Origin of the sequence: Sphingopyxis sp. H050, assembly GCF_001468265.1 — a bacterium.
GTDB lineage: Bacteria > Pseudomonadota > Alphaproteobacteria > Sphingomonadales > Sphingomonadaceae > Sphingopyxis.
Map to the genome: position 1 here is coordinate 526,975 of NZ_LNRZ01000002.1, position 25,102 is coordinate 552,076.

General features: G+C 64.2%; 18 protein-coding genes. 5 read left to right on the forward strand and 13 right to left on the reverse strand.

The genetic code is table 11. The features are described from left to right. Positions 1-81 precede the first annotated feature (81 nt). Positions 82-864, forward strand: a complete 783-nt coding sequence (locus tag ATE67_RS05665) for a helix-turn-helix domain-containing protein (RefSeq protein WP_058815866.1) — start codon at positions 82-84, stop codon at positions 862-864. 97 nt (positions 865-961) lie between these two features. On the opposite strand, the gene ATE67_RS05670 is transcribed toward ATE67_RS05665, so the two are convergent. From ATE67_RS05670 to phaR, 3 genes are all read right to left on the reverse strand, one after another. Continuing rightward, the gene (locus ATE67_RS05670) at positions 962-3,271 is read right to left on the reverse strand and encodes a ribonuclease R family protein (RefSeq protein ID WP_058815633.1); all 2,310 of its coding nucleotides are present in this window, start codon (positions 3,269-3,271) and stop codon (positions 962-964) included. 172 nt (positions 3,272-3,443) lie between these two features. Then, the gene (locus ATE67_RS05675) at positions 3,444-4,970 is read right to left on the reverse strand and encodes an aminoacyl--tRNA ligase-related protein (RefSeq protein WP_058815636.1); all 1,527 of its coding nucleotides are present in this window, start codon (positions 4,968-4,970) and stop codon (positions 3,444-3,446) included. Between the two features lie 42 nt (positions 4,971-5,012). Next, positions 5,013-5,552 (reverse strand): polyhydroxyalkanoate synthesis repressor PhaR, encoded by a 540-nt coding sequence (phaR, locus tag ATE67_RS05680; RefSeq protein WP_058815638.1) that lies wholly within the window; start codon positions 5,550-5,552, stop codon positions 5,013-5,015. 496 nt (positions 5,553-6,048) lie between these two features. On the opposite strand from phaR, the gene ATE67_RS05685 reads away from it, so the two are divergent. Both ATE67_RS05685 and ATE67_RS05690 read left to right on the forward strand, forming a co-directional pair. Next, positions 6,049-9,195, forward strand: a complete 3,147-nt coding sequence (locus tag ATE67_RS05685) for a TonB-dependent receptor domain-containing protein (RefSeq protein WP_058815640.1) — start codon at positions 6,049-6,051, stop codon at positions 9,193-9,195. Positions 9,196-9,274: 79 nt separating this feature from the next. Further along, positions 9,275-10,276 (forward strand): prolyl hydroxylase family protein, encoded by a 1,002-nt coding sequence (locus ATE67_RS05690; protein ID WP_058815642.1) that lies wholly within the window; start codon positions 9,275-9,277, stop codon positions 10,274-10,276. On the opposite strand, the gene alr is transcribed toward ATE67_RS05690, so the two are convergent. Together alr and ATE67_RS05700 are read right to left on the reverse strand one after the other, a co-directional pair. Further along, positions 10,273-11,316, reverse strand: a complete 1,044-nt coding sequence (alr, locus tag ATE67_RS05695) for an alanine racemase (protein WP_058815643.1) — start codon at positions 11,314-11,316, stop codon at positions 10,273-10,275. The two genes, ATE67_RS05690 and alr, sit on opposite strands and share 4 nt — an antisense overlap. A 38-nt stretch (positions 11,317-11,354) precedes the next feature. Continuing rightward, positions 11,355-12,962, reverse strand: a complete 1,608-nt coding sequence (locus ATE67_RS05700) for an MFS transporter (RefSeq protein WP_058815645.1) — start codon at positions 12,960-12,962, stop codon at positions 11,355-11,357. Positions 12,963-13,054: 92 nt separating this feature from the next. On the opposite strand from ATE67_RS05700, the gene ATE67_RS05705 reads away from it, so the two are divergent. Continuing rightward, positions 13,055-13,822 carry a cyclase family protein gene (locus tag ATE67_RS05705; RefSeq protein WP_058815647.1) on the forward strand — a complete coding sequence of 256 codons (768 nt, stop codon included), beginning with the start codon at positions 13,055-13,057 and terminating at the stop codon, positions 13,820-13,822. Here ATE67_RS05705 and ATE67_RS05710 read toward each other — a convergent pair. From ATE67_RS05710 to ATE67_RS05740, 7 genes are all read right to left on the reverse strand, one after another. Beyond that, entirely contained in the window at positions 13,819-14,226 is a 408-nt protein-coding gene (locus ATE67_RS05710) for an MAPEG family protein (RefSeq protein WP_058815649.1), read from the reverse strand. The two genes, ATE67_RS05705 and ATE67_RS05710, sit on opposite strands and share 4 nt — an antisense overlap. 57 nt (positions 14,227-14,283) lie before the next feature. Continuing rightward, positions 14,284-14,655, reverse strand: coding sequence for a tRNA-binding protein (locus ATE67_RS05715; RefSeq protein WP_058815651.1), 372 nt, complete (start codon positions 14,653-14,655; stop codon positions 14,284-14,286). A 105-nt stretch (positions 14,656-14,760) separates the two neighbouring features. Continuing rightward, positions 14,761-16,767 carry an acetyl-CoA carboxylase biotin carboxylase subunit gene (locus ATE67_RS05720; protein ID WP_058815653.1) on the reverse strand — a complete coding sequence of 669 codons (2,007 nt, stop codon included), beginning with the start codon at positions 16,765-16,767 and terminating at the stop codon, positions 14,761-14,763. Positions 16,768-16,886: 119 nt separating this feature from the next. Beyond that, the gene (gene bioB / locus ATE67_RS05725) at positions 16,887-17,903 is read right to left on the reverse strand and encodes a biotin synthase BioB (RefSeq protein ID WP_058815654.1); all 1,017 of its coding nucleotides are present in this window, start codon (positions 17,901-17,903) and stop codon (positions 16,887-16,889) included. Between the two features lie 147 nt (positions 17,904-18,050). After that, complete coding sequence (scpA, locus tag ATE67_RS05730) at positions 18,051-20,198, reverse strand: methylmalonyl-CoA mutase (protein WP_058815656.1); 2,148 nt, start codon at positions 20,196-20,198, stop codon at positions 18,051-18,053. Between the two features lie 215 nt (positions 20,199-20,413). Beyond that, on the reverse strand, positions 20,414-20,854 hold the full coding sequence (gene mce / locus ATE67_RS05735) for a methylmalonyl-CoA epimerase (RefSeq protein WP_058815659.1): 441 nt from the start codon (positions 20,852-20,854) through the stop codon (positions 20,414-20,416). A 103-nt stretch (positions 20,855-20,957) separates the two neighbouring features. Then, positions 20,958-22,490: an acyl-CoA carboxylase subunit beta gene (locus tag ATE67_RS05740; protein WP_058815661.1), complete on the reverse strand. Its 1,533-nt coding sequence runs from the start codon at positions 22,488-22,490 to the stop codon at positions 20,958-20,960. Between the two features lie 198 nt (positions 22,491-22,688). Between ATE67_RS05740 and ATE67_RS05745 the strand changes: the two genes are divergently transcribed. Further along, positions 22,689-24,098, forward strand: a complete 1,410-nt coding sequence (locus ATE67_RS05745; RefSeq protein ID WP_058815663.1) for a helix-turn-helix domain-containing protein — start codon at positions 22,689-22,691, stop codon at positions 24,096-24,098. Positions 24,099-24,121: 23 nt separating this feature from the next. Here ATE67_RS05745 and ATE67_RS05750 read toward each other — a convergent pair whose 3' ends face one another. Then, the gene (locus ATE67_RS05750; RefSeq protein ID WP_058815665.1) at positions 24,122-25,021 is read right to left on the reverse strand and encodes a LysR family transcriptional regulator; all 900 of its coding nucleotides are present in this window, start codon (positions 25,019-25,021) and stop codon (positions 24,122-24,124) included. Positions 25,022-25,102 lie beyond the last annotated feature (81 nt).

Consider the following 25,102-nt stretch of genomic DNA (forward strand, 5'->3'; position numbering starts at 1 on the left):
GAATTGAATGGCGTCGATTACGCGCGAGGTAATGGAAATCGGAAAGGCGCTGGGCTAGCGGGACTGGCGAAGGAGATGGTCATGCAAGTCGCACCGCTTGGCGAACAGCTTCGCGAATGGCGCACGCGCCGCCGAATGAGCCAGATGGACCTGGCGCTCGACACCGAAATGTCGACGCGGCACCTGAGCTTCATCGAAACCGGGCGGTCGAAGCCGAGCGCCGCGATGCTGCAACGGATCGCCGACTGCCTGGAGGTGCCGCACCGCGCGCGCAACGCGCTGCTGCTCGCGGCGGGCTATGCGCCCGACTATGCCGAGCGCCCGCTCGACAGCCCCGAGATGGCGGGGATGAAGACGATCGTCGAACATGTGTTGAAGGGGCATGAGCCGTACCCCGCGCTAGCGGTCGACCGGCACTGGAACATGGTCTCGGCGAACGATGCGATCGCGATCCTGATCGAGCAGGTGGCGCCTGCGCTGCTAGCGCCGCCGGCAAATGTGCTGCGCATCGCGCTGCATCCCGACGGGCTCGCGCCGCAGATCGTCAACCATGCGATGTGGCGCGCGCATATCCTGCACCGGCTCGACCTGCAGGTCGAGGCAAGCGCCGATGCGCAGCTCGCCGCGCTGCGCGAGGAGATTGCGGGCTATCCAGCCCAGGCGAACGACAATGATGTCGGCGCGGTCAGCAGCATCGCGGTGCCGCTGGTGCTCGACACGGTCGCGGGGCGGATCAGCTTCGTGTCGACGGTGACGATCTTCGGCACGCCGGTGGATATTACCTTGTCGGAGCTGGCGATCGAAGCCTTCTTTCCGGCGGATGCGGAGAGTGCGGCGTTGCTCGCGCGGTTGCCAGCCAAATAGCCAAACATTGTCATTCCCGCGAAAGCGGGAACCCAGTTTGCAAAGGCCGTCCGCCCAACTCCGGGTTCCCGCTTCGCGGGAATGACGAATAAGGGCGTTAGCGCTTTCGCCCCTGATGGCGGATATTGCCCGGCCGCCCGCGTTTGCCGACCATATGCTTGCCGGCCTTATCCTTGCCCTTCACCCCGTCACGGCGCGGCGGGCGGTTGCGGAAGCCACCCTCGGGCGCGTCCGGGAGCTCGAAGCGCAATGCGCCACTGATCGGATTGGCCTCGATCAAGCGCAGATCGAGCCGCTGGCCGATCGAATAGCTCACCCGGCCATGCTCGCTGTCGAGCGTCCGCGCCGCCTCGTCATAGAAAAAGCGCTCGCTGCCCAGCGTTGAGACCGGCACCAGCCCGTCGCCGCCGAGCCCGTCGACGGTCGCGAAAAAGCCGAACGGCTGCACGCCGGTGATCCGCGCGGGCACGATCTCACCCGTCTTCGTCGCGAGATAGGCCGCGACATAACGGTCGATCGTCTCGCGCTCGGCCTCCATCGCGCGGCGCTCGAGCGCGCTGATCGCTTCGCCGATGCGCGACAGGCCTTTGCGGTCGGCTTCGCCCAGTCCCGTCCGCTCGGGCAAACCCTTGGGCTTGCCCGGAACTTCGAGGCGATAGCTGTCGACGAGCGCGCGGTGGACGATCAGGTCGGCGTAGCGGCGGATCGGCGAGGTGAAATGCGCGTAGGAGCCGAGCGCCAAACCGAAGTGGCCCGAGTTAGCGGGACCGTAATAGGCCTGCGTCTGGCTGCGCAGGATCGCTTCCATCAGTTGCGGCAGGCGGTCGTCGCCCGAGAAGCCGTCGATCAGCCGGTTGAACACCGCGGGCGTGATCACTTGCCCCAGCGCAAAGCTCTGTTCGAAGGTTTCGAGATAGTCCTTCAGGCTGACCAGCTTCTCGCGGCTCGGCGGCTCGTGGATGCGGTACATCACGGGCGATTTCTTCGCCTCGAGCGCCTTCGCCGCGGCGACGTTCGCCGCGATCATGTAATCCTCGATCAGCCGCATCGAATCGAGCCGCTCGCGCACGCGGATTTCGGCGATGTTCCCGGCCTCGTCGAGCCGCACCTGCCGCTCCGGCAAATCGAGGTCGAGCGGCGCGCGAGCGGCGCGCGCCTTCGCGAGTACCGCCCAGCAACCCCAGAGATTCCGGAGCGTGGGTAGCACGTCGGCGTCCCAGCCCTCGTCGGGCGCATCGGCATCATAGGCCGCCTGCGCGCGCTCATAGGCGATGTTTGCGCGCAGCCGCACCAGCGCCCGCGTGAAACGCCACGACGTCACCTTGCCATGCCTGTCGATCGTCAAATGGCACGCCATCGCCGCGCGATCCTGTCCGGCTTTCAGCGAGCAGACGCCCGCAGACAAGGTTTCGGGAAGCATCGGCACGACCTGATCGGGGAAATAGACGCTGTTGCCGCGCCGCCGCGCCTCGCGGTCGAGCGCGCTGTCGGCGCGGACATAGTAGCTGACGTCGGCAATCGCGACGATCGCCTTCCATCCGCCCTTGTTCTTCTCGTCCTCGTCGGGGATCGCCCAGACGGCATCGTCATGGTCGCGCGCGTCGATCGGGTCGATCGCTACAATCGGCAGGTCGCGCAGATCCTCGCGGCCGTCGGGGGTGAGCGGAAGTTTGGCCGCGCGTTCGGCCTCGTCCAGTGTTTCGTCGGTGAAGACATGCGGGATTTCATGCCGGGCGATCGCAATCATGCTCAGCGAACGCGGCGCGAAGGGATCGCCGATGACAGCGATCACGCGCGCCTTGGTCGCCGGGCCGCGACCCGAAAGCTCGGCCCGTACGAGATCGCCGATTTGCGCGTCGCCCATCTCGGACACCGCGAAATCGAAGCGCGCGCGTTTGTCGGCAGGACGGAGCCAGGTCATCGGCTTGCCGCCGGGGCCGGTGTCGGTCACCAGCACGCCGATAAACGTCTCGCCGCCTGCCTGCAGCTTCTTCATCGGATGCGCGACATGGCCGCTGCCGCGCTCTTCGGTGCGCGACAGGATACGATCGCCGATCCCGAGCGCGCCTTTGCGGCCCTTTTCCATGACGCGGAGGCGCGGCGCAGGACCGGCGCCTTCCCAGCGGTCGGGCACCGCCCAGACGACATCGCCCTCGACCGCGGCCACCCGCAGCACGGTAACCTTCGGCAAGCCGCCATGCTTGTGGAAGGCCCGCCCCGGCGCCATGTCGACGAACCCCTCGTCGGTCATGTCCTTGAGCAGCGCCTTCAGCGCGATCTTGTCGGCGCCGTGCAGCCCGAAGTGCTTGGCAATCTCGCGCTTGCCGACCGCGCCCGGGCTGTCGGCGATGAGGCGCAGGATCTGCTCGCGCGAAGGAAGGCCGGGTTGCGGCTTGGGTTTTTTCATCGCGCGATGCTTAGAGGATTCACGCGAAGACGCGAAGACGCGAAGACGATGGTTGGGGCTGCGAGGCCCAATTCTCCATCAGGCGATGCGGAGAAACGCGGCGCCAAATAGGTAACGCCGCTTTGCGGCAACCACGCCCTCTTCGCGCCTTCGCGTCTTTGCGCGAACAAAATCAATAGGTCCGCCCGATGAGCACGCGTTCGACGGCGGGCTCGCCGGTGAAGAAGCAGGGGCCGTCGGCCGGCGCGGCGTCGAGCGGGGTGTTGCGCATCGTGAGTTTGAGCGCCTTCAACTGCTCGACGATCCCGTCGAGAACCGCGCCGGTCGGACGCGACCATTGCACCTCCACCCAGCCGACAAACTTGTCCTCGCCGGCATAATGCGCCGCAAGATCGGTCACGTCGCGGCGGATATTGGCGTGCAGACGCTCCTTCGCCTCCGCGTAGAGATTGTCCTGAATCTCGCCGAGCGTCGCGACCGCGGAGGCGACGAAATCGCCGCGCGGCACAAAGGCGCTGTTGAGCTTGCCATCATCCTTGTATAGCCGATCGCGGCGGATCACCGCGACATTGCCGCCGGCGACATCGCGCGGGCCGATTTCCAGGATGATCGGCGCGCCCTTCTTGACCCAGCCCCAACGCTTGGTCTGTGCCTTGTTGGCATTTGTGTCGAGCAGCACGCGCACGGGCTCGCGAAACGCATCCAGCGCCTTCAGCTCCCTTTCGAGCGACGCGCAATAGTCGAGGATCGCCTGATCCTCGTCATTGTCGCGCAGCATCGGCACGATCACGATCTGGTGCGGCGCGATGCGCGGCGGACAGCGCAGGCCGTCGTCGTCGCCATGCGTCATGATCACCGCGCCGATGGTGCGGGTCGAAAAACCCCAGCTGACGGTGTGACACAGGCTGTGGCCGCCTTCCTTGTCCTGGAAGCGGATATTGGCGGCTTCGGCGAAACCGGTGCCGAGATAATGCGAGGTGCCGGCCTGCAACGCCTTGCCGTCCTGCATCATCGCCTCGATCGAATAGGTTGCGGCGGCGCCCGGGAAGCGCTCATTTTCCGGCTTTTCGCCCGCGATCACCGGCAGCGCGAGCGCTTCCTCGGCGACCGAACGATAGAGTTCGAGCGCGCGCATCGTTTCGGCGAGCGCGTCTTCCTTGCTGTCGTGCGCGCTATGGCCCTCCTGCCACAGGAATTCGGCGGTGCGCAGGAACATGCGGGTGCGCATTTCCCAGCGCACGACATTCGCCCACTGGTTGACGCGCAGCGGCAGGTCGCGCCACGATTGCACCCAGCGGCTCATCGCGGCGCCGATCACGGTTTCGGACGTCGGGCGGACAATCAGCGGCTCCTCGAGCTTCGCCTCGGGATCGGGAATCAGCTTGCCCTTGCCGTCGGGGATCAGGCGGTGGTGGGTGACGACCGCCATTTCCTTGGCGAAACCATCGACATGGTCGGCTTCCTTTTCAAAGAAGCTCAAGGGGATGAAGAGCGGAAAATAGCAGTTGCGGACACCCATGTCCTTGATGCCCGCGTCCATGATCGTCTGGATGCGTTCCCAGATGCCATAGCCCCACGGCTTGATCACCATGCAGCCGCGCACGCCCGATTCCTCGGCAAGGTCGGCCTCGGCAATGACATCCTGATACCAGGCCGCAAAATCGGCCTGGCGGGTTACGCTGAGCGCATGCTTGATCATCTGTCCTGTTTTCTGGTCTGGGGGGCGGGAGAGCAGCCCCGATTATTTCTTGTTGGCGAGTTCGGCCTTGAGGTCGGCGATTTCGGCCTTGAGCGCGGCGATCTCGGCGTCCTTGGCCTTGGTATTGCCGGCGCCTGGAATGAAGGCGCTGGTCGCCTGCTGGAACATCTCGAGGTTGCGGCGGGTCAGTTCGGCCAGCGGATTAGAGCCGAGCGCGCCTTCGAGCGCCGCCCGCACGTCCTGCTGGTTCTTGCGGAAGGTCGCCATCGAGGCTTCGAGATATTGCGGCACCATGGACTGCATCTTGTCGCCGTACATGCCGATCAGCTGGCGCAGGAAGTTGACGGGCAGCAACGTCTCGCCACGTGTTTCCTCGTCCATGATGATCTGGGTCAGCACATTATGCGTGATGTCCTCGCCGCTCTTGGCATCGACGACGCGAAAATCTCGGCCATCGCGGACCATCGCGCCGAGATCGTCGAGCGTGATGTAGCAGCTACGCTCGGTATCATAGAGCCGCCGGTTGGCGTATTTCTTGATGGTGACGGCATCGCCGTCCGCTGCCGTCTTCGACTTGGCCATGCTGACCCGCGCTCCTCTATCCCATGGCAAAGGCGACCCCGCCACGGCCATTATGCTTGCTGCGTGAAGCTCTGGCATTAGCATCAAATAATGATGCATCGCAACATGCCCCGCGGGCGGCCCCGCTATCGCGCGATTCGCTCGGCGGGCGGCACCCTTCCGACAGCAGCGGGTTGATGGCCACCGAACTATGAGCCTGACGGCGCAGAGGAGCCCCCTACGCAACTTCGTTACATCAGAAACCAGTATTCCGCATGTTTTTTCCCTCCAGCCGCATGCACGAGTCAATTCATGTCGCATTGCAGCAATCGGGTTACGAGGCGACCCAGCTTCCTCCCATTCTCATCTGTTGCCAAAATGCCACATCGATGCGCGGTTGGACGCAATTCTGCAAAAAAATTGCAGCACGGGCTTGTGCGCCCGGAACTTTCCGTCTTTTTAGATGCCAATCCGTTCCTCGTGTTTTTTTTGGGAACGGCTAACGGGGAAATACATCATGAAAAAGTCTAGCCTGATGGTTCGGGGCTCCGCCCTGACGCTCGCGCTGTTCAGCGCGCTTCCTGCGGTCGCACAGGATACGGTTCCCGCCGATGAAGCCGTCGCCGAAGAAGGTGGTACGATCATCGTCACCGGCTCGCGCATCCGCCAGCCCAATCTTGAATCGACCGTGCCGATCACGACCGTGTCTGGCGAAGAATTCTTCGAAACCGGTCAGGTTTCTATCGGCGACGTCCTCAACGACCTGCCGCAGCTCCGTAGCACCCTCAGCCAGTCGAACGGTACGCGCTTTCTCGGTACCCGCGGCCTGAACCTGCTCGACCTTCGCGGTCTCGGCACTGCCCGGACGCTGGTTCTCGTCAATGGCCGCCGCCACGTCGCCGGCGACATTCTGTCGAACGGCGTGTCGACTGACATCAACACGATTCCGACCGATCTGATCGAACGCGTCGACGTCCTGACCGGCGGCGCTTCGTCGATCTATGGGTCGGACGCGGTCGCCGGTGTGGTCAACTTCATTCTGAAGGACAATTACGACGGTATCCAGCTGCGCGGGCAGGCGGGCGTCAATCTCGACTATGGCGATGCGGGCAACCAGTATGTTTCGGCTCTCGTCGGCAAGAACTTCGCCGACGGACGCGGCAACGTCGCGCTCAACGTCGAATATGCCTATCAGTCGCAATATGCGGCTTCGGGCCGCGGCCGCAACATCCGCCAGAACAATAACTTCGTCGTCGTCGACACCGACTCGGCCACCGGCCCGACGCCGAACCGCGACGACGTGTTCGACCGCATCTTCTATGAAGATATCCGTTCGGCCACGATCTCGACGGGCGGCCAGCTCGGCTTCACCAGCCCGACCGCAGCTTGCGGCCGCGACCCGCTGGGCTCCGCCTACACCTGTACCTTCCTGTTCCGTCCCGACGGTACACTGGCCCAGCAGACCGGCACCCGCATCGGCCTTGGTCCGAACGGCAACTATGTCGGCGGCAACGGCTACTCGGGTCGCGAAGGCCGTCTGGTCACCCTGACCCCGACGCTCGAGCGCATCTCGGCGAACCTCGTCGGTCACTTCGACATCAGCGAGGCGCTGGTTCCATTCATCGAGGCGAAGTACGTTAAGACGACGGCCGTCGGTTCGCAGAGCGGCCCGTTCTTCTCGCAGGGCACCACGCTCGGTACGCTTGACGCGCGTGAGCGTCCCCGTCTTGACAACCCCTACCTCAACCCGCAGGCGCGTGCCATCATCGAGCAGCAGCTGATCGCTGGCGGCGGTGCGCCCACCGGCGCGACGCGCTTCGCGCTGCGCAAAAACTGGACGGAGTTCGGCATTCGCGACGAAAATCTGGTTCGCGAAACCTGGCGCGTTGTCGGCGGCTTAAAGGGCGACTTCAACGACGACTGGAACTATGAAATCTCGGCGAACTACGGCAAGTTCAAGGAAAGCAACGAGATCAAGGGCAACGTCAACGTTCAGCGCTATCTGTTGGGCCTCGACACCGTTCGTGACGGCAGCGGCAACATCGTTTGCCGTGCGACCACGAACCCCGGCGGCACCAGCGGCTATCTGAATATCGATGGCCGCACGCTCTCGCAGCTCCAGGCGCTGCCCAACCCGACGGCCGAAGAGCGCTATATCCGCGACCGCCTGGCCTCCGATATCGCATCGTGCGTTCCGATCAATCCGTTCGGCGACGGCTCGTCGTCCGCCGCGGCTCGCCAGTATGTTCTCCAGAACACCAAGGCGCAGGGCGAAATCACCCAGTTCGTGGCCTCGGGCTTCGTTGCGGGTGACCTCAGCCAGCTGTTCGAACTGCCGGGCGGTCCGATCGCTTTCTCGGTCGGTGCGGAATATCGTCGCGAGACGAACTTCTACGATCTCGACGACGACACGCAGTTCGGCTATGCTTTCTACAACGCGATCCCGGCGTTCCCCAAGTCGACCTTCTCCGTCAAGGAAGTCTTCGGCGAAGTCTCGATCCCGCTCCTGAAAGACATGCCGTTCGCGCACGCCCTGACCGTCAACGGGTCGGGCCGTATCGCCGACTACAAGGGTTCGACCGGAACGGTTTACACCTATTCGGGCGGCGTCGACTATGCGCCGATCGAAGACATCCGCTTCCGCGCCAGCTACTCGAAGTCGGTGCGCGCACCGAACCTGTCGGAGCTATTTTCGGAGCAAAGCCAGAACTTCGCCCCGGCCTTCAGCGATCCGTGCTCTGCACGTAACCTCGGTGCCGGCTCTCAGTTCCGTGCCGCCAACTGTGCAGCCCAGGGACGCCCGGCGAACTATGACTTCGTCTATGTCCAGTCGCTCGAAATCGTCAGCGGCGGCAACCCGAACCTGACTGAAGAAACGTCGAAGAGCTTCACGGTCGGTGGTGTTCTCGAGCCGCGCTTCGTCCCGGGCCTGTCGCTGTCGGTCGATTATTATGACATCAAGATCAACAACGTCATCACCGCCGTTGCTGCTCAGACGATCGTCAACCAATGCTACGACCTGCCCGACCTCAACAATCCGTTCTGCGCGGCCTTCAGCCGCGTCGGCGTGGGCGGGGCGACCGGCAACGGCGAAGAAAACTTCCGCATCATCGAAGGCTCGCTGCTTCAGTCGACGCTGAACTTTGCGAAGCTGACGGCGCGTGGTCTCGACATCAACCTGAACTATCGCAAGACGTTCGATTGGGGTGGCGTGTCTGTCAACGGCATCTGGACGCACGTTCTCGAGCGGAGCAACTTTGTCAGCCCGACAAACCCGAACTTCGAGAACCGCATCCTCGAGGAACTGGGCGATCCGAAGGACGCCTTCAACCTGCGTACCAAGGTTGATGTCGGCAACGTCGGCTTCACCTACGAACTGCGCTACCTCGGTGCGATGTACCTGAACACCTACGAAGACTTTAATTCGCTTCAGGGCCGTCCGCCTGAAAACCCGGACTACGCCCAAGTGAAGAAGTATCCGGCGGTGTGGTACCACAACATCCGTGTCGATGCGGACGTGAACGATCGCTTCAACGTCTATCTGGGTGTGGACAATCTGTTCGACCGTCAGCCGCCCTATGGCCTGACCGGTGTCGGCGCGGGCTCGGGTATCTATGACGTCCGCGGACGTTATGGTTACGCAGGCTTCGTGGCCAAGTTCTGATCCTCAAAGATCGGTAAATCAGGGGTCGGACGAAAGTCCGGCCCCTTTTTTTTGCCCGCGCTTCCCGGTACGAGGCGTGATGATCGCGATGAACTCAATTCCCCTTCAGGCAGCGCGCCTCCTCGACAGCGGGGCGGTCGAGCAGGCGGTAAAGCTGGTGTCCGGCGCGGCGCAGCGCGGCGATCCCGACGCGCTCAACCAACTGGCGCTCTGGCATGTCTATGGTCAACCGCTACGCCGCGATTTCGCGATGGCGCGCCTGCTGTTCAGCCGGGCTGGCGATGCAGGACACAAACCCGCGGCGATTACTCATGCCGTTTTCGTCGCACTCGGCGCGGGAGCCGATCCCGACTGGCCCGCAGCGCTTTCGCTGCTTGAGGCGGCCGCCCGCCGCGACGCAAAGGCTGCCCGGCAACTCGATCTCCTCATGGCGATGGACATCAATGCCGACGGACGACCGATTTCGCTCCCCCAGCGGGACCGGCGGTCGACGGACCCCGGGATCGACGTGCGACAATCTCTCTTTTCAGCCGAAGAATGCCAGCACGTCATAGCACTTGCGTCCCCCCTGCTCGCGCCATCGATCGTCGTCGACTCCCGGACAGGCCGGTCGACGCCCAACCCGGTCCGCACCTCGTGCGATGCTGTGTTGGGGCCGATCCAGCAGGATCTTGTCGTGCATGCCCTCAATATACGCATAGCCGCAGCAACCGGCACCGCCCTCGATCGGGGCGAACCCCTCGTCGTCTTGCGCTACGAGCCAGGCCAGCAATATCGCATTCATCACGACTGCCTGGCCGGCGAAAGCAACCAGCGCGATACGACTGCGATCATTTATCTCAATAGCGACTATGAAGGCGGCAAAACCGTCTTTCCTACGCTCGATATCGCCATCAAAGGCGGCACGGGGGACGCCCTGTCTTTCGCAAACACCCTGCCCGACGGACGCGCTGACGCGCGCAGCCGACATGCGGGCGAATCTGTCACCGCAGGAAGCAAATGGATCTGCACCCGCTGGATCAGGCGGACACGTTTCGATCCTTGGGGTTTGCGGACGCCGTCACCCTTGATCAAAAGCTAGACCCAGATGCACTCGAACCGCGCGCCGAGCCCTGTCAGCAATTCATATTGCGACAGTCCGCTCCGCGCGGCGGTCGTGGGCAAATCATAGTCTAGCGCCAGCCAGTCGCCTTCGCCGATCGAACCCGCGTCGCTGGCGTCGAACGCGATCAGGTCCATCGACACCCGTCCGATCAGCTGCAGGGTGGAACCGTTGAACATCGCCCCGCCGACACCGGCGTGGCAGCGCAGATAGCCGTCGGCATAGCCCATATTGGCAATCACTATCCGGCTCGCACGCCGGGCGGTCCACGTTGCGCCATAGCCGACCGTCTCGCCCGGCTGGACATCGCGAACCTGCAATATGCGCGTTTCGGGATAGACGACCTGCCGAACATGGCCATGCGCCTCGTCGCGCGGGACGCCGCCGTAGAGCGCGATGCCGGGCCGGGTCAGGTCGAAGGCATAATCGGGGCCAAGGCAAATGCCCGCGCTGTTCGCGAGGCTGTAGCGCTTCGCGGGGACCTGCTCGCGCAAGGTTCGAAACGCCTCCAACTGAGCTGCATTCTGGGCGCTGTCCTCGTCGGCCGACGCGAGATGGCTGAGCAACGTCTCGATCGCAAGGCCGTCGAGCGCGCCGCCCAAAGCTTGCTCGGGACGCAGCCCCAACCGGTTCATGCCGGTGTCGATCATGACATCGCAGGGGCGTCCCTCGCCGCCCTCGCGCCAGCGCGCGACCTGTTCGAGGCTGTTGAGCACGGGGCGGGCGGGCAAGGTGCGGGCTGCGACCATGTCGCTGTCGCCGACGCCGTGCAGCACCGACAGCGAGACGTCACCCGCCAGCGGCATCAGCGCAGCGGCCTCCGCCCAGGTCGCGACGAAGAAGTCGCGGCAGCCGGCGGCGGCAAGATGCTTCATTACGCCGCGCGCGCCGAGGCCATAGCCATCGGCCTTGAGCGCCGCGCCGCACGCCGCATCGCTTTGCGCCGCGAGCCAGCGCCAGTTGGAAACGAGCGCGGCGGAATCGATGCGGAGACGGAGCGGTGATGCAATGTCGATCATGCCCCGCCCCTAGACGGCTTTACCGGCAGCGCCAACGGTCACGCAGCGCCAGGCTTGTCCCACTGCCCTTCGACCGGATCCTTGAGCATGAAGGCCGAGACGAGAAAGGCAACCAGCACGACGCCCCAAGTGTACCAGAGGCCAGCATAGGCGTCGCCGGTCTTGGCGATGATGAAACTGGCGATCAGCGGCAGGAACCCGCCGAAATAACCCGTGCCGAGGTGATAGGGGATCGACAGCGACGAGTAGCGGACGTGCGGCGGGAACATTTCGGATAGCAGCGCCGCGACGGGGCCGTAGGTGAACCCCGAAAGCGCGCTCAAACCGAGCAAGGCGACCAGGATGACCGCGATGCCCATCGGACCGGGAATCTGCTTTTCAAAATCATAGCCCATCGCTTCGAGCGCGGGTTTCAGCACCGCCGGGTCTTCGCCGGCGACTTCGCGCGAACCGATCGTCACCGTGACGCTATCGAAGCTGCTGCCGCTGGAAACGACCGTGTAGGGAACACCCAGCTTGGTAAGTTCGCCGAGCGTCCTGCCGCAGGCGGTTTCCTGCTTTTGCGCGAAGGGATCGAAGCTGCACAGCGACCCGGTGACGACAACGGGCGCCTTTTCGGCCGCAGCCGTGAGCGCCGGATTGCCGACGCTGCCCATCAGCCAGAAGAGCGGAAAGAGCAGCACCAGCGTTGCGGCATAGCCCCAGACGATCGGTTTCTTGCGGCCGATCCTGTCGGAGATGTGCCCGGCCCACAGAAAGAAGCCCATCCCAAGCGCCGCCGCAATGCCGACGATGATTTCGGCGGCGGTATCATCGACCTTCATCGGTCCCTTCAGGAACGATAGGCCCGAGAACATCGCGGTGTACCAAATCACCGTCAGGCCCGCCGCTATGCCGAACAGCGCGATGAAGATACGGCGCGGATTGCCGGGGTAGGTGAAGCTTTCCTTGAGCGGATTTTTCGCCAGCTCGCCCTCGGCCTTCATCGCCTGGAACACCGGACTTTCCGAGAGTTTGAGCCGCATCCAGAGCGAGATCGCGAGCAGGATCAGCGAGAGCAGGAAGGGCACCCGCCAGCCCCAGCTTTCCCAAACCGCGTCGGGCATGATCGCCTTGCAGCCGAGCACCACGATCAGGCTGAGCACGAAGCCGCCGACGACGCTCGCCTGGATGAAGCTGGTGTAGAAGCCGCGCTTTTCGGGCGGCGAATGTTCGGCCACGTAAACGGCGGCGCCGCCATATTCCCCGCCGAGCGCGAGACCCTGCAGCACGCGGAGCAGGATGACGATGATCGGCGCGGCGATCCCGATGGTCGCGGCGGACGGGATCATGCCGACGCCCGCGGTCGCGATGCCCATCAGCGTGACGGTGACCAGAAAGGTATATTTGCGCCCCAGCCGGTCGCCAAGAAATCCAAAGAGGACCGCGCCGAGCGGGCGGAAACCGAAGCCGACCGCGAACCCGGCCCAGACGAGCAGGATTTCGAGCGTCGCATTGTCGCTGGGAAAGAAGGCCTTGCCGATGATCGCCGCGAGCGTGCCGTAGATGAAGAAATCATACCATTCGAAGATCGTCCCCGCCGACGAGGCGGCGATGACCATGCGGATGTCCTTCGCGGTCGGCTGATAGCCAGCGGCTTCACTCATAAACCCTGCATTCCCCCAAAGCTTTCTTATCCGCTACGTCATAGCCGCTGTTGCCCCTTGCACAAGCGGGCGCGTGCGCGCAGCATCGGGCCATGACGCAGTTCATCGACCTTTCGATCCCGATCACCAACGACGTCGTCTCAGACCCGCCGGTGATGCGCCCGCAGATCACCTATATGACCCACGAAAATACGTGGGAGCAGATCGCGATGTTCTTCGCCGGGCTGACAAAGGACGACCTGCCCGACGGCGAAGGCTGGGCGGTCGAGAGCCTGACGCTGAGCACGCACAACGGCACGCATATGGATGCGCCGTGGCATTTCCATTCGACGACCGACGAAGGAGCCCACGCCGCGCCGAGCATCGACGAGGCGCCGCTCGACCTGTTCTTTCGCCCCGGCGTAAAGCTCGACTTTTCAGATCGGCTTGCGGGGCATGTCGTGAGCGGCGCCGAGGTGGAGGCCGAGCTGGCGCGGATCGGCCACACGCTTCAGCCGCTCGACATCGTGCTCGTCCAGTCGGGCGCGGTCTACGGCACCGACAATTTCACCGATCAGGGCTGCGGGATGGGCGCTGAGGCGACGCTGTACCTTACAACACGCGGCGTGAAGGTCGTCGGAACCGACGCATGGAGCTGGGACGCGCCGTTCAGCCACACCGCGAGGCGCTGGGCCGAAACGCGCGATCCGTCGATCATCTGGGAAGGCCACAAGGCGGGCCGCATCAAACCTTATTACCAGATCGAAAAGCTGACCAACCTCGCCGCCCTGCCCCCGACCGGCTGGACGCTGAGCTGCTTCCCGGTGAAGATCGAACGCGCCAGCGCCGGATGGATTAGAGCGGTGGCGCTGATCAACTAGAGGTTCTGCGTCCCCAGAACCCAGAGCGTCCACAGGCTCAGCGCCGCCAGAACCCCGAAGGTCGCGACGACACCGACCTGCCGCCCAAGCGGCGCCTTGCCGGGTTCCGACGGTGTGTAGAGCCCGACGATGTGGCCGACGCGGCCGATCAGGAAGATCGCGCCGAGGATCATCAACACCATGTGATTGGCGCGCACGGTTTCGAGTAGCCCGAGCAGGATGATCGTGATCGGGGCATATTCGGCGAGATTGCCGTGCGCGCGGCTCGCGCTGATCAGCTTGGCGTCGCCGTGGTCGCCGAACGCGGCTTTCAGCCGCAGGCGCTGGCGCACCGTATCGATCGCAGTGACGAGCAGCAGCAGCGCGCAGACGGCGGCGACGAATGCGGTAACCGGTAATGTCATGATCCCTCTCCCTCTTCCCGTGCGCAGCCTAACCCGCAACGCATGCGGGCGAAAGGGTCAGAACAGCCGCGACCCATTCGGGAGGGCGCGGTCGGGCGCAAAGAGGATCACCGCGCCCTCTTCGTCAGCGAACCCCAGCGTCAAAACTTCGGACATGAATTTACCGATCTGGCGCGGCCGAAAGTTGACCACCGCCGCGACCTGCCGCCCCGCCAGTTCTTCCGGCGCATAACGGTCGACGATCTGCGCGCTGCTCTTCTTAACCCCGATGGCCGGGCCGAAATCGATCTTCAGCTTGAACGCGGGCTTGCGCGCCTCGGGAAAAGGCTCGACCTCGACGATCGTGCCGATGCGGATGTCGACACGGAGGAAGTCGTCGAACTCTATCGTCTCCGCTGCCGGCGCATCCTGATCGTGATTGAGGTGCATCTACCCAACTCCGTTCGCCCTGAGCTTGTCGAAGGGCCGTTCTTCTCGTCAGCGTCGTAGAAGGAAGGGCGGTGCTTCGACAAGCTCAGCACAAAGGGAAAAGCACTACTCCATCTCGAGGATCACCGCGTCGACCGCCAGGCTGTCGCCCTGCGCCGCGTTGACCGTCTTCACCGTTCCCGATTTCTCGGCGCGGAGGATATTCTCCATCTTCATCGCCTCGACCGTCGCGAGCGGCTGGCCCGCTTCGACCTTGTCGCCCGCGCCGACATGCAGCGCGACGAGCAGGCCCGGCATCGGACAGATGAGGAATTTCGACAGATCGGGCGGGATCTTCTCGATCATGTGCGACGCCAGCGGCGCGACATGCCAGGGCAGAACGCGCACATCGTGAATGTGCCCACGCGTCGTCATCCTCCACCCGGTACGCGTCTTCGCGACCTTCACCGCGAGTTCGCTGTCGTCGATCTCGGCGACAACGAGCCGGTCGCCCGGCGTATATTCGAGCGCGATGTCGATCCGCTCGCCCTCGACCTTGATATGCTTCGCGCCGATCTTGACCTTGTGCGACGTACCGTCGATCGACACCTGCCACTTCGCTGGCGGTTCGAGCCGGTCGCCGAGTTGGCCGTCCGTCCGGCGCGCGCGGTCGGCTTCGGCGCTCGCCATGAAGCCCGCGATCGCGGCCAGCGCGCGCGCGATCGTCGGGTCGGTCGGCGCGCCGTGGAAGCCTTCGGGATATTCCTCGGCGATAAAGCCTGTCGTCAGCTCGCCCGAGCGGAAGCGCGGGTGCTGCATGATCGCCGAGACGAAATCGATATTGTGCCCGAGCCCTTCGAGCTCGAAGCGGTCGAGCGCCGCGATCTGCAGGTCGGCGGCTTCGTCGCGCGTCGCGCCCCATGTCACCAGTTTGGCGATCATCGGGTCGTAGAAGATCGACACCTCGCCGCCCTCCTCGACCCCGGCATCGACGCGCACGCCATCGACGCCGCGTTCATCACCTTCCCACGCCGGAACCGGCGTGCGGTAGCGCACGAGCCGCCCGGTCGAGGGCAGGAAGCCGCGGTACGGATCTTCGGCATAGACGCGGTTCTCGATCGCCCAGCCGTCGATCTTGATGTCTTCCTGCGTCAGCTCAAGCTCTTCCCCGTAAGCGACGCGGATCATCTGTTCGACCAGGTCGATGCCGGTGATCGCCTCGGTCACCGGATGCTCGACCTGCAGGCGCGTGTTCATTTCGAGGAAGTAGAAGCTCTCGCCCGTCGGATCGGCGCCCGACACGATCAGTTCGACCGTACCCGCGCTGTAATAGCCGACCGCGCGCGCCAGCGCGACGCACTGCTCGCCCATCGCCTGGCGCATCTTGGGCGTGACGAAGGGCGACGGCGCCTCCTCGACCACCTTCTGGTGGCGGCGCTGGATGCTGCACTCGCGCTCGTTGAGGTAGAGGATATTGCCGTGCTGGTCGCCGAGGATCTGGATTTCGATGTGGCGGGGGTTGAGGATGAATTTCTCGATGAAGACGCGGTCGTCGCCGAAGCTGTTCAGGCCCTCCCGCTTGGTCGCCTCGAAGCCCTCGCGGACGTCCTTTTCGTCATAGGCGAGGCGCATCCCCTTGCCGCCCCCGCCCGCCGACGCCTTCATCATCACCGGATAGCCGATCTCGTTACTGATCTCGACCGCATGCTCGGTATCGCGGATCTCGCCGACGAAGCCGGGGACGACGTTGACGCCCGCTTCCTTCGCGAGCTTCTTCGACTCGATCTTGTCGCCCATCGCGGCGATCGCACCCACCGGCGGGCCGATGAAGGCGATGTTTTCTTTCGCCAGCGCCTCGGCGAAGCTGGTGCGCTCCGACAGGAAGCCATAGCCCGGATGCACCGCCTCGGCGCCCGTCGCCTTGCACGCGGCGATGATCTTGTCGGCGATCAGATAGGATTCGGATGCGGGCGACGGCCCGATATGCACGGCCTCGTCGGCCATCTGCACAAAGGGCGCGCGCGCGTCGGCGTCCGAATAGACGGCGACGGTCGCGATGCCCATGCGCCGCGCGGTCTTGATGACGCGGCAGGCGATTTCACCGCGGTTGGCGATCAGGATTTTCTTGAACACTTACTTCTCCCCTCCCGCTTGCGGGAGGGGCCGGGGGAGGGCCTGTCCGCAACCGAAAATCGAAACTTGTGGAGGGAACAAGCCCTCCCCTAACCCCTCCCGCAAGCGGGAGGGGAATCTTACTCCGCCGCCTCCATCGCCGCGCCCTGACGCATCGGCTCCTCGCTCTCCATCGGCCGCAGCCCCAGCTTGGCGAACAGCGCCGCGTCGGCATTGTCGCCGCGGTTGCCGGTGGTGAGCAGCTTGTCGCCGGTGAAGATGCTGTTCGCGCCCGCCATGAAGCAAAGCGCCTGCGTCGCCTCCGACATGCTCTCACGCCCCGCCGACAGGCGGACCATCGATTTCGGCATGGTAATGCGCGCGACCGCGATTGTGCGGACGAACTCGATATCGTCAATCTTCGCGAGCGGGGTGCCCTCCAGCATGTCGCCGAGCACAGTGCCCTTCACCGGCACCAGCGCGTTGACCGGCACGCTTTCGGGGTGGCGTTCGAGTGTCGCGAGCGCGTGGATGAAACCGACGCGGTCGGCGCGCGTCTCGCCCAGCCCGACGATCCCACCCGAGCAGACGTTGATCCCCGCGTTGCGTACTTCCTCCAGCGTGTCGAGCCGGTCCTGGAACGTCCGCGTCGAGATGATGTTCGCGTAATTCTCGGGGCTCGTGTCGATATTATGGTTGTAATAATCGAGCCCCGCGACCGCGAGCGTCTGCGCCTGCTCCTTGCTGAGCATCCCCAGCGTCATGCAGGTTTCCATTCCCATCGCGCGCACGCCCTCGACCATCTCGACAATCGCGGGCATGTCGCGGTCCTTGGGGTTGCGCCAGGCGGCGCCCATGCAGAAGCGCTTCGATCCCGAATCCTTGGCCTGCGCCGCCGCCTGCAACACCGCGCGGACGTCCATCAGTTTGGTAGCTTTCAGGCCGCTGTCGGCATGCTTCGATTGCGAGCAGTAGCCGCAATCCTCGACGCAGCCGCCGGTCTTGATGCTGAGCAGGGTGCAAAGCTGCACTTGCCCACGCGCGTGATGGCGGCGATGGACGCCCTGCGCCTCCCACATCAATTCGTCGAACGGCAGGTCGAACAGCTCGGCGATCTCGTCGCGCGTCCAGTCGGTGCGGATGGTATCCTCGGTCATTCCTGTTCCTTCAATCCTTCGTCATGCTGAACTTGTTTCAGCATCCATGGCCTGTGCTCTCGTCTCCCGCCCTGCCGAACGAAACGGCAGACCATGGACCCTGAAACAAGTTCAGGGTGACGAGGGAAGCAAAGGCAGCACTCAACATCACGCCGCATCCTCCAGTGGGGGCATATTGTGTCCAAGCAGGCGCAGCACATCGACGGCGCATTCGACGACATTCGATCCGGGGCCATAGATGCCCTGCACCCCCGCGTCGCGGAGATAGTCGTAATCCTGCGGCGGGATCACCCCGCCCGCGATTACCTTGATGTCGCTGCGGCCCGCTTCGCGGAGCTTGTTGATGAGTTCGGGGATCAAAGTCTTGTGCCCCGCCGCCAGGCTCGACGCGCCGACGACGTCGACCTCGTTTTCGAGCGCCAGCACGACGGTTTCCTCGGGCGTCTGGAACAGCGGTCCGGACACGACATCAAAGCCCATGTCGCCAAAGGCCGAGGCGATCACGTTCGCGCCGCGATCGTGCCCGTCCTGCCCCATCTTGGCGACGAGCAGCTTCGGCTTGCGCCCCATGCGGCGTTCGACCGCCGCTACGCCGTCGAGCACCTGCTGCCAGCGCGCATCGCCTTCGTAGGGCGCCGCATAGACGCCTTTCACCGGCGTCGGCTGGGTCGCATAACGCTGGAAGCTCTCTTCCATCGCCGCACTGATCTCGCCGAGCGTCGCGCGCGCGCGCGCCGCCTCGACCGCGTGGGCGAGAAGGTTGTTCTCGATCGACTGCTCGCCCGCCGCGGCATCGCGCAGCGCCTTCAGCGCCGCCTGACACGCCGCTTCGTCGCGGTTCGCCTTGGTCTTGTTGATCCGCGCGATCTGGGCCTCGCGGACCTTCGTGTTGTCGACCTCGAGCGTTTCGAGCAGGTCCTCGTTGGCGAGGCGATATTTGTTGACGCCGACGATCACATCGTCGCCGCGGTCGACGCGCGCCTGACGCGCGGCGGCGGCGGTCTCGATCATCGCCTTGGGCCAGCCCGCGGCGACGGCCTTCGCCATCCCGCCTTCCTTTTCGACGCGCTCGATGATCTCCCACGCCTTGTCGACCAGTTCCTGCGTCAGCGCCTCGACATAATAGGAGCCGCCGAGCGGATCGACGACCTTGGTCATCCCGGTCTCTTCCTGGATGACGATCTGCGTGTTGCGCGCGATGCGGGCGGAGAAATCGGTCGGCAATGCGATCGCCTCGTCGAGGGCGTTGGTGTGGAGCGACTGGGTGCCGCCGAGCATCGCCGCCATCGCCTCGATCGTCGTGCGCATGACATTGTTGTAGGGGTCCTGTTCGGTCAGGCTGACCCCCGACGTCTGGCAGTGCGTGCGCAGCATCTTGCTGCGCTCGTCCTTCGCGCCGAGGTTGGTCATCACGCGGTGCCACAGCACGCGCGCGGCGCGCAGCTTGGCGATCTCCATGAAGAAGTTCATGCCGATCGCGAAGAAGAAGCTCAGGCGCCCGGCGAACTTGTCGATGTCGAGCCCGGAGGCGACGCCGTAGCGTACATATTCGGCGCCGTCGGCGATAGTGAAGGCCAGCTCCTGCACCTGCGTCGCGCCGGCTTCCTGCATATGGTAGCCGGAGATCGAGATGCTGTTGAACTTCGGCATCTCGCGGCTGGTATAGCCGAAAATGTCGCTGATGATCCGCATCGAGGGCTCGGGCGGGTAGATGTAGGTGTTGCGGACCATGAACTCCTTCAGGATGTCGTTCTGGATGGTCCCGTCGAGCAATTTGCGGTCGACCCCTTGCTCCTCGCCCGCGACGATGAAGAAGGCGAGGATCGGGATCACCGCGCCGTTCATCGTCATCGACACCGACATCTGGTCGAGCGGGATGCCGTCGAACAGGATCTTCATATCCTCGACGCTGTCGATCGCGACACCCGCCTTGCCGACGTCGCCGACGACGCGCGGGTGGTCGCTGTCATAGCCGCGGTGGGTGGCGAGGTCGAAGGCGACCGATAGACCCTTCTGCCCCGCGGCGAGGTTGCGGCGATAGAAGGCATTCGATTCCTCGGCGGTCGAGAAGCCCGCATATTGCCGGATCGTCCACGGCCGCCCGGCATACATCGACGCGCGCACGCCGCGGGTGAAGGGCGCGAAGCCGGGCAGACCCGGATCTTCGCGCACGTCCTCGGCCGTGTAGAGCGGCTTGACGGCGATCCCCTCGGGCGTCGCCCAGGTGAGGTCCTTGCCCTTCACTTCCTTGGCGGCGGCTTCGGCCCATTGGTCGAGGGTGGGTTTGTCGGTCATATGCAGTCTCGTTCCATATCTCCTCTCCCACCGGGAGAGGGCACGAAGCCTTGGCCACAGGCCTAGGCGGAGTTGGTGAGGGTTGCCGCCCTCTAAAACTCGTCATGCTGAACTTGTTTCAGCACCCATGGCCGGAGTTCGAATTTTACGCCGCGTCCAAGGAAACGGTAGGCCATGGACCCTGAAACAAGTTCAGGGTGACGAAGCAAAACAGGTCAATGCGCCGCTTTCGGCGTCTCCATAATTTCGGTCAGCACCCCGCCCATATCCTTGGGGTGCAGGAAGAAGATCGGCGTCCCATGCGCCCCGATGCGCGGCTCGCCGAGCACCCGCTTGCCCATCGCCTCGAATTCGGCCTTCGCGGCGTGGATATCGGGCACTTCGTAACAGACATGATGCTGCCCCCCCGCCGGATTCTTCTCCAGAAACCCCGCGATCGAGGTGTTGCCGGGCAACGGCTCGATCAACTCGATCTGCGTGCCCGAAAGCGCTCCATCGGCTCCCGGCGTATCGACAAAACAAACCTTCACCCCCTGCTCGGGCAGGTCGAACGGCTCGTGAATCTGCGTCGCGCCCATCACGTCGCGGTAGAAGACGATGCTCTCGGCAATCGACGGCGTCGCAACGCCGATGTGGTTCAGACGGCCTAGTTTCATCTCAAACTCTCTCCAACTTCGTCATGCCGGACTTGATCCGGCATCCATTCGCTCAGCGCCGGAGGAATGGACACCGGATCAAGTCCGGGGTGACGAAAAAGAACTAAAGCGGGATATTGTCGTGCTTCTTCCACGGGTTCTCTAACTGCTTGTTCCGCAGCTTTCTCAACCCCAAGGCAATCCGCCGCCGCGTCGAGTGCGGGTAGATCACCTCGTCGATATAGCCCCGCTGCGCCGCCACGAACGGATTGGCAAAACGGTCCTCATATTCCTTCGTCCGCTGCGCGATCTTTTCGGGATCGCCCATATCGGCGCGGAAGATGATCTCGACCGCGCCCTTCGCGCCCATCACCGCGATCTCGGCGGTCGGCCAGGCATAGTTCAAATCACCGCGCAGATGCTTCGACGCCATCACATCGTATGCGCCGCCATAGGCCTTGCGCGTGATGACCGTAATCTTGGGCACCGTCGCCTCGGCATAAGCGAAGAGCAGCTTCGCGCCATGCTTGATGATGCCATTATATTCCTGCGCCGTCCCGGGCAGGAAGCCGGGGACGTCGACGAAAGTGATAATCGGAATCTCGAACGCGTCGCAGAAGCGCACGAAGCGCGCCGCCTTCTTCGACGAATTGATGTCGAGCACGCCCGCGAGCACCAGCGGCTGGTTCGCGACGATGCCGATCGTGCGCCCCTCGATCCGCCCGAAACCGCAGATGATATTGCCCGCATGCGCCGGCTGCACCTCGAAGAAATCGCCCTCGTCGACGGTCTTGCGGATCAGCTCGTGCATGTCGTACGGCTGGTTCGCATTGGGCGGGATCAGCGTGTCGAGGCTCATCTCGGCGCGATCGAACGGGTCGCTCGTCGGGCGCACGGGAACCCCGGCGCGATTGTTTTCGGGCAGATAGTCGAAGAAATCGCGCGCCGCGAGCAGCGCCTCGATGTCATTCTCGAACGCCAGGTCGGCGACCGAGCTTTTGGTCGTGTGCGTGATCGCGCCGCCGAGTTCTTCCTGCGTCACCACCTCGTTGGTCACCGTCTTGACCACATCGGGGCCGGTGACGAACATGTAGCTCGAGTCCTTCACCATGAAGATGAAGTCGGTCATCGCCGGGCTGTAAACCGCCCCGCCCGCGCATGGACCCATGATCAGGCTGATCTGCGGCACCACGCCCGACGCCAGCACATTCTTCTGGAACACATCGGCATAGCCGCCAAGGCTTGCGACCCCCTCCTGGATGCGCGCGCCGCCGCTATCGTTCAGGCCGATCACCGGCGCGCCGACCAGCATCGCCTTGTCCATCACCTTGCAGATCTTCTCGGCATGGCGTTTCGACAGCGAGCCGCCGAAGACGGTGAAATCCTGGCTGAACACATAGACCAGGCGGCCGTTAATCGTCCCCGATCCGGTGACGACGCCGTCGCCGGGGATCTTCTGGTCCTGCATCCCGAAATCGACGCAGTCATGCTCGACATAGGTGTCGAGCTCCTCGAACGAGCCCTCGTCGAGCAGCACGTCGAGCCGCTCGCGCGCGGTCAGCTTGCCCTTGCTGTGCTGCGCATCGATACGCTTCTGCCCGCCGCCCAGCGCAGCGGCGGCGCGGCGGCGTTCCATTTCGGCGATATTGGCGGACATCCGGCTCTCCCAATGAACTTAAAGCGTCGTCTGCCCGCTTTAGGCGGCGCGAGCAAATGCGAATTTGTAAAGTTGCAAAGTGAGTGTTTGCAAAGTAGAGCAGCGCTACTGCCGTTTGTGTCGACCGACCTTCGGTCTGGCGTAAGGTCGATAGGTGTCTCGACGTCGCTCGACGCGAACGGGCTAAGGACGATTGCTATGAGCCGCCAACGCATCTTCGCCGGAAGCAGATTGAAGCAAATCCGTCATGAGCGCGGTATCCGACAAGCGGATTTCGCGACACAGCTCGGCATCTCTGCATCCTACCTCAGCCAGATCGAGCATGACGACCGTCCGCTGACCCCCGCCCTCCTCGACCGGCTGCAAAAATTGTTCCCGCTCGAATGGGAGCACGTCGCGGCCGACGCGGGCGACCGCCGCGCCGGCGCGCTGCGCGAAGCCGCGGCCGATCCGTTGTTCGCCGCCGCGCCGCTGCCGCCCGAACAGCTGGAACGCGCGGCGCTCCAGCAGCCGCAGCTCGCCGACCAGTTCGTCGCGCTCCACGCCGCCTATCGCCGCGCGGGGCAGCGCCTCCAGATCATCGACGAGGCGCTGACCGGCGGCACCGCCGAGGGCAGCCGCCTGCCGTGGGAAGAGGTGCGCGACTGGTTTCACGATGCCGGGAATTATGTCGACAGCATCGACCGTGCGGCCGAGGCGTTGGCGCGGCAATTGCGCGGCAAAGACCCTTCGCCTGCAATCGAAACGATCGAGCGGCGACTGCGCGATGCGCTCGGCATCTCGATCGTGTACAGTCAGACGCAGGCGCTGCGCGATTACGACGCGACGATGCGGCATCTGGTGATCGATCCGTCGCAGCCCGCCGAAAGCCGGCGGTTCCAGCTCGCGCACCAGCTTGCCGCGCTCGCGCTGGCAAACGAGATCGCTGCGGTGGTCGAAGCCTCACCACTCCGCACGGCCGCCGCCCGCCAGCTCCTGCACGTCGGGCTTGCCAATTATGCCGCGGGCGCGGTGCTGATGCCCTATGCCCCATTCCGCGCCAGCGCGCGGGCTGTGCGGCATGACATCGACCGGCTGCGCCTCGAATATGGCGTCAGCTTCGAACAGGCGTGCCATCGCCTCTCGACGCTCCAGCGCCCCGGCGCGCGCGGGATTCCGATGTTCTTCTGCCGCGTCGACATGGCGGGCAATATCACCAAGCGGCACTCGGCGACGCGGCTGCAATTCGCGCGCTTCGGCGGTGCTTGTCCGCTCTGGATCGTCCATGAAGCGGCCGCAATCCCCGACCGCATCCTGTTCCAGCTCGCAGAGACACCCGATGGCCTGCGCTATGTGTCGATGGCGAAAGGCTTGGTGAAACCGTCCGGAAGCTATGCCCGCAGCCCGCGCCGCTACGCCGTCGCACTGGGGTGTGAGGCGCAATATGCCGCCGACTTCGTCTATGCCGATGGGGTCGATGTGACGGCACCGCAAGCGGCGACGCGTATCGGCCTGTCGTGCCGCATCTGCCCGCGCGACGATTGCGACCAGCGTGCTTTTCCGCCGAGCGACCGTCCCATCCTGGTCGACCCCGACCGGCGCGATGTGGTGCCCTACCGGATCGGCTAGTTCCCTTCCCGGGGACACGGCCGTTATCGACCCGCAATCACCAATTCTTCGTCGAGGAAATCGAGGAAGGCGCGAATTCGCGCTGCGGCGCGATCCTCGGGCGCGTAGAGCGCGTGAATATCCTCGCCGTCGCCGGGGTTGAAATCCGGCAGCACTTCGATGAGGCGGCCAGCTTCCAGATCCTGCGCGACATGGAAATGGCCGTGCCGCGATATGCCGCCGCCGGCGACCGCCATCTGGCGCACGACCTCGCCCGAATTGCCGAAGAAGCTGCCGTGGACGGGCCGGTGCACGAGCTTGCCGCCGACGCGGAACGGCCAGCTGTCGACCGAGCGGCGGAAGCTGAAACGCAGGCAGTCGTGTGTGTCCAGGTCGTCGGGTGACGTCGGCGTACCCCGGCGCGCGAGATAGCCGGGGCTGGCGACCAGCACCATCCGGCTATGCCCCAGCTTCTTTGCGCGCAGGCTGGTGTCGCGCAGCGGCCCGATGCGGATCGCGACGTCGGCGCGCTCTTCGACCAGATCGACGATCGTATCGGAAAGCGTGAGATCGACGGTGATATCGGGATAGCGCCCGGTAAATTGCGGCAGGATCGGCAGCAGGCCCATCGTGCCGATCGACGGCGAGGCGTTGATGCGGAGCAGGCCGCGGGGGCCCTGGCCTTCCAGGCCCAGCCCCGCCTCGACGCTCTCGATATCGGCTAGCAGTACCGTCATTCGCTCGCGATACGCCTGCCCCTCGGCTGTCAGCGCCAGCGACCGCGTCGTGCGGCGCATCAGCGTAACGCCAAGCCGCTGTTCGAGCCGGGCAATGCTGCGGCTGACCGCCGACGGTGTGATGCGCAATGCTTTCGCCGCCGCCGCAAGGCTGCCGCCATTCGCCACCGCCAGAAACGTCTCGATATCGCCGAACCGGTTGTCCATCGCTATTCCTGATTTTGAATCAACACTGAAATGACGAAGCGCATCCTAATCAATAATCCACCGAGACGCTATCTTGACCCC

Excerpts from the sequence above, each read along its gene's own strand:
- ATE67_RS05745 (WP_058815663.1), top strand. The coding sequence starts at position 22,689 with ATGAGCCGCCAACGCATCTTCGCCGGAAGCAGATTGAAGCAAATCCGT.
- ATE67_RS05665 (WP_058815866.1), top strand. The coding sequence starts at position 82 with ATGCAAGTCGCACCGCTTGGCGAACAGCTTCGCGAATGGCGCACGCGC.
- ATE67_RS05690 (WP_058815642.1), top strand. The coding sequence starts at position 9,275 with ATGATCGCGATGAACTCAATTCCCCTTCAGGCAGCGCGCCTCCTCGAC.
- ATE67_RS05670 (WP_058815633.1), bottom strand. The coding sequence starts at position 3,271 with ATGAAAAAACCCAAGCCGCAACCCGGCCTTCCTTCGCGCGAGCAGATC.
- bioB (WP_058815654.1), bottom strand. The coding sequence starts at position 17,903 with ATGACCGAGGATACCATCCGCACCGACTGGACGCGCGACGAGATCGCC.
- ATE67_RS05750 (WP_058815665.1), bottom strand. The coding sequence starts at position 25,021 with ATGGACAACCGGTTCGGCGATATCGAGACGTTTCTGGCGGTGGCGAAT.
- ATE67_RS05740 (WP_058815661.1), bottom strand. The coding sequence starts at position 22,490 with ATGTCCGCCAATATCGCCGAAATGGAACGCCGCCGCGCCGCCGCTGCG.
- ATE67_RS05715 (WP_058815651.1), bottom strand. The coding sequence starts at position 14,655 with ATGCACCTCAATCACGATCAGGATGCGCCGGCAGCGGAGACGATAGAG.
- ATE67_RS05675 (WP_058815636.1), bottom strand. The coding sequence starts at position 4,970 with ATGATCAAGCATGCGCTCAGCGTAACCCGCCAGGCCGATTTTGCGGCC.
- mce (WP_058815659.1), bottom strand. The coding sequence starts at position 20,854 with ATGAAACTAGGCCGTCTGAACCACATCGGCGTTGCGACGCCGTCGATT.
- phaR (WP_058815638.1), bottom strand. The coding sequence starts at position 5,552 with ATGGCCAAGTCGAAGACGGCAGCGGACGGCGATGCCGTCACCATCAAG.
- alr (WP_058815643.1), bottom strand. The coding sequence starts at position 11,316 with ATGATCGACATTGCATCACCGCTCCGTCTCCGCATCGATTCCGCCGCG.
- ATE67_RS05710 (WP_058815649.1), bottom strand. The coding sequence starts at position 14,226 with ATGACATTACCGGTTACCGCATTCGTCGCCGCCGTCTGCGCGCTGCTG.
- ATE67_RS05700 (WP_058815645.1), bottom strand. The coding sequence starts at position 12,962 with ATGAGTGAAGCCGCTGGCTATCAGCCGACCGCGAAGGACATCCGCATG.
- scpA (WP_058815656.1), bottom strand. The coding sequence starts at position 20,198 with ATGACCGACAAACCCACCCTCGACCAATGGGCCGAAGCCGCCGCCAAG.
- ATE67_RS05685 (WP_058815640.1), top strand. The coding sequence starts at position 6,049 with ATGAAAAAGTCTAGCCTGATGGTTCGGGGCTCCGCCCTGACGCTCGCG.
- ATE67_RS05705 (WP_058815647.1), top strand. The coding sequence starts at position 13,055 with ATGACGCAGTTCATCGACCTTTCGATCCCGATCACCAACGACGTCGTC.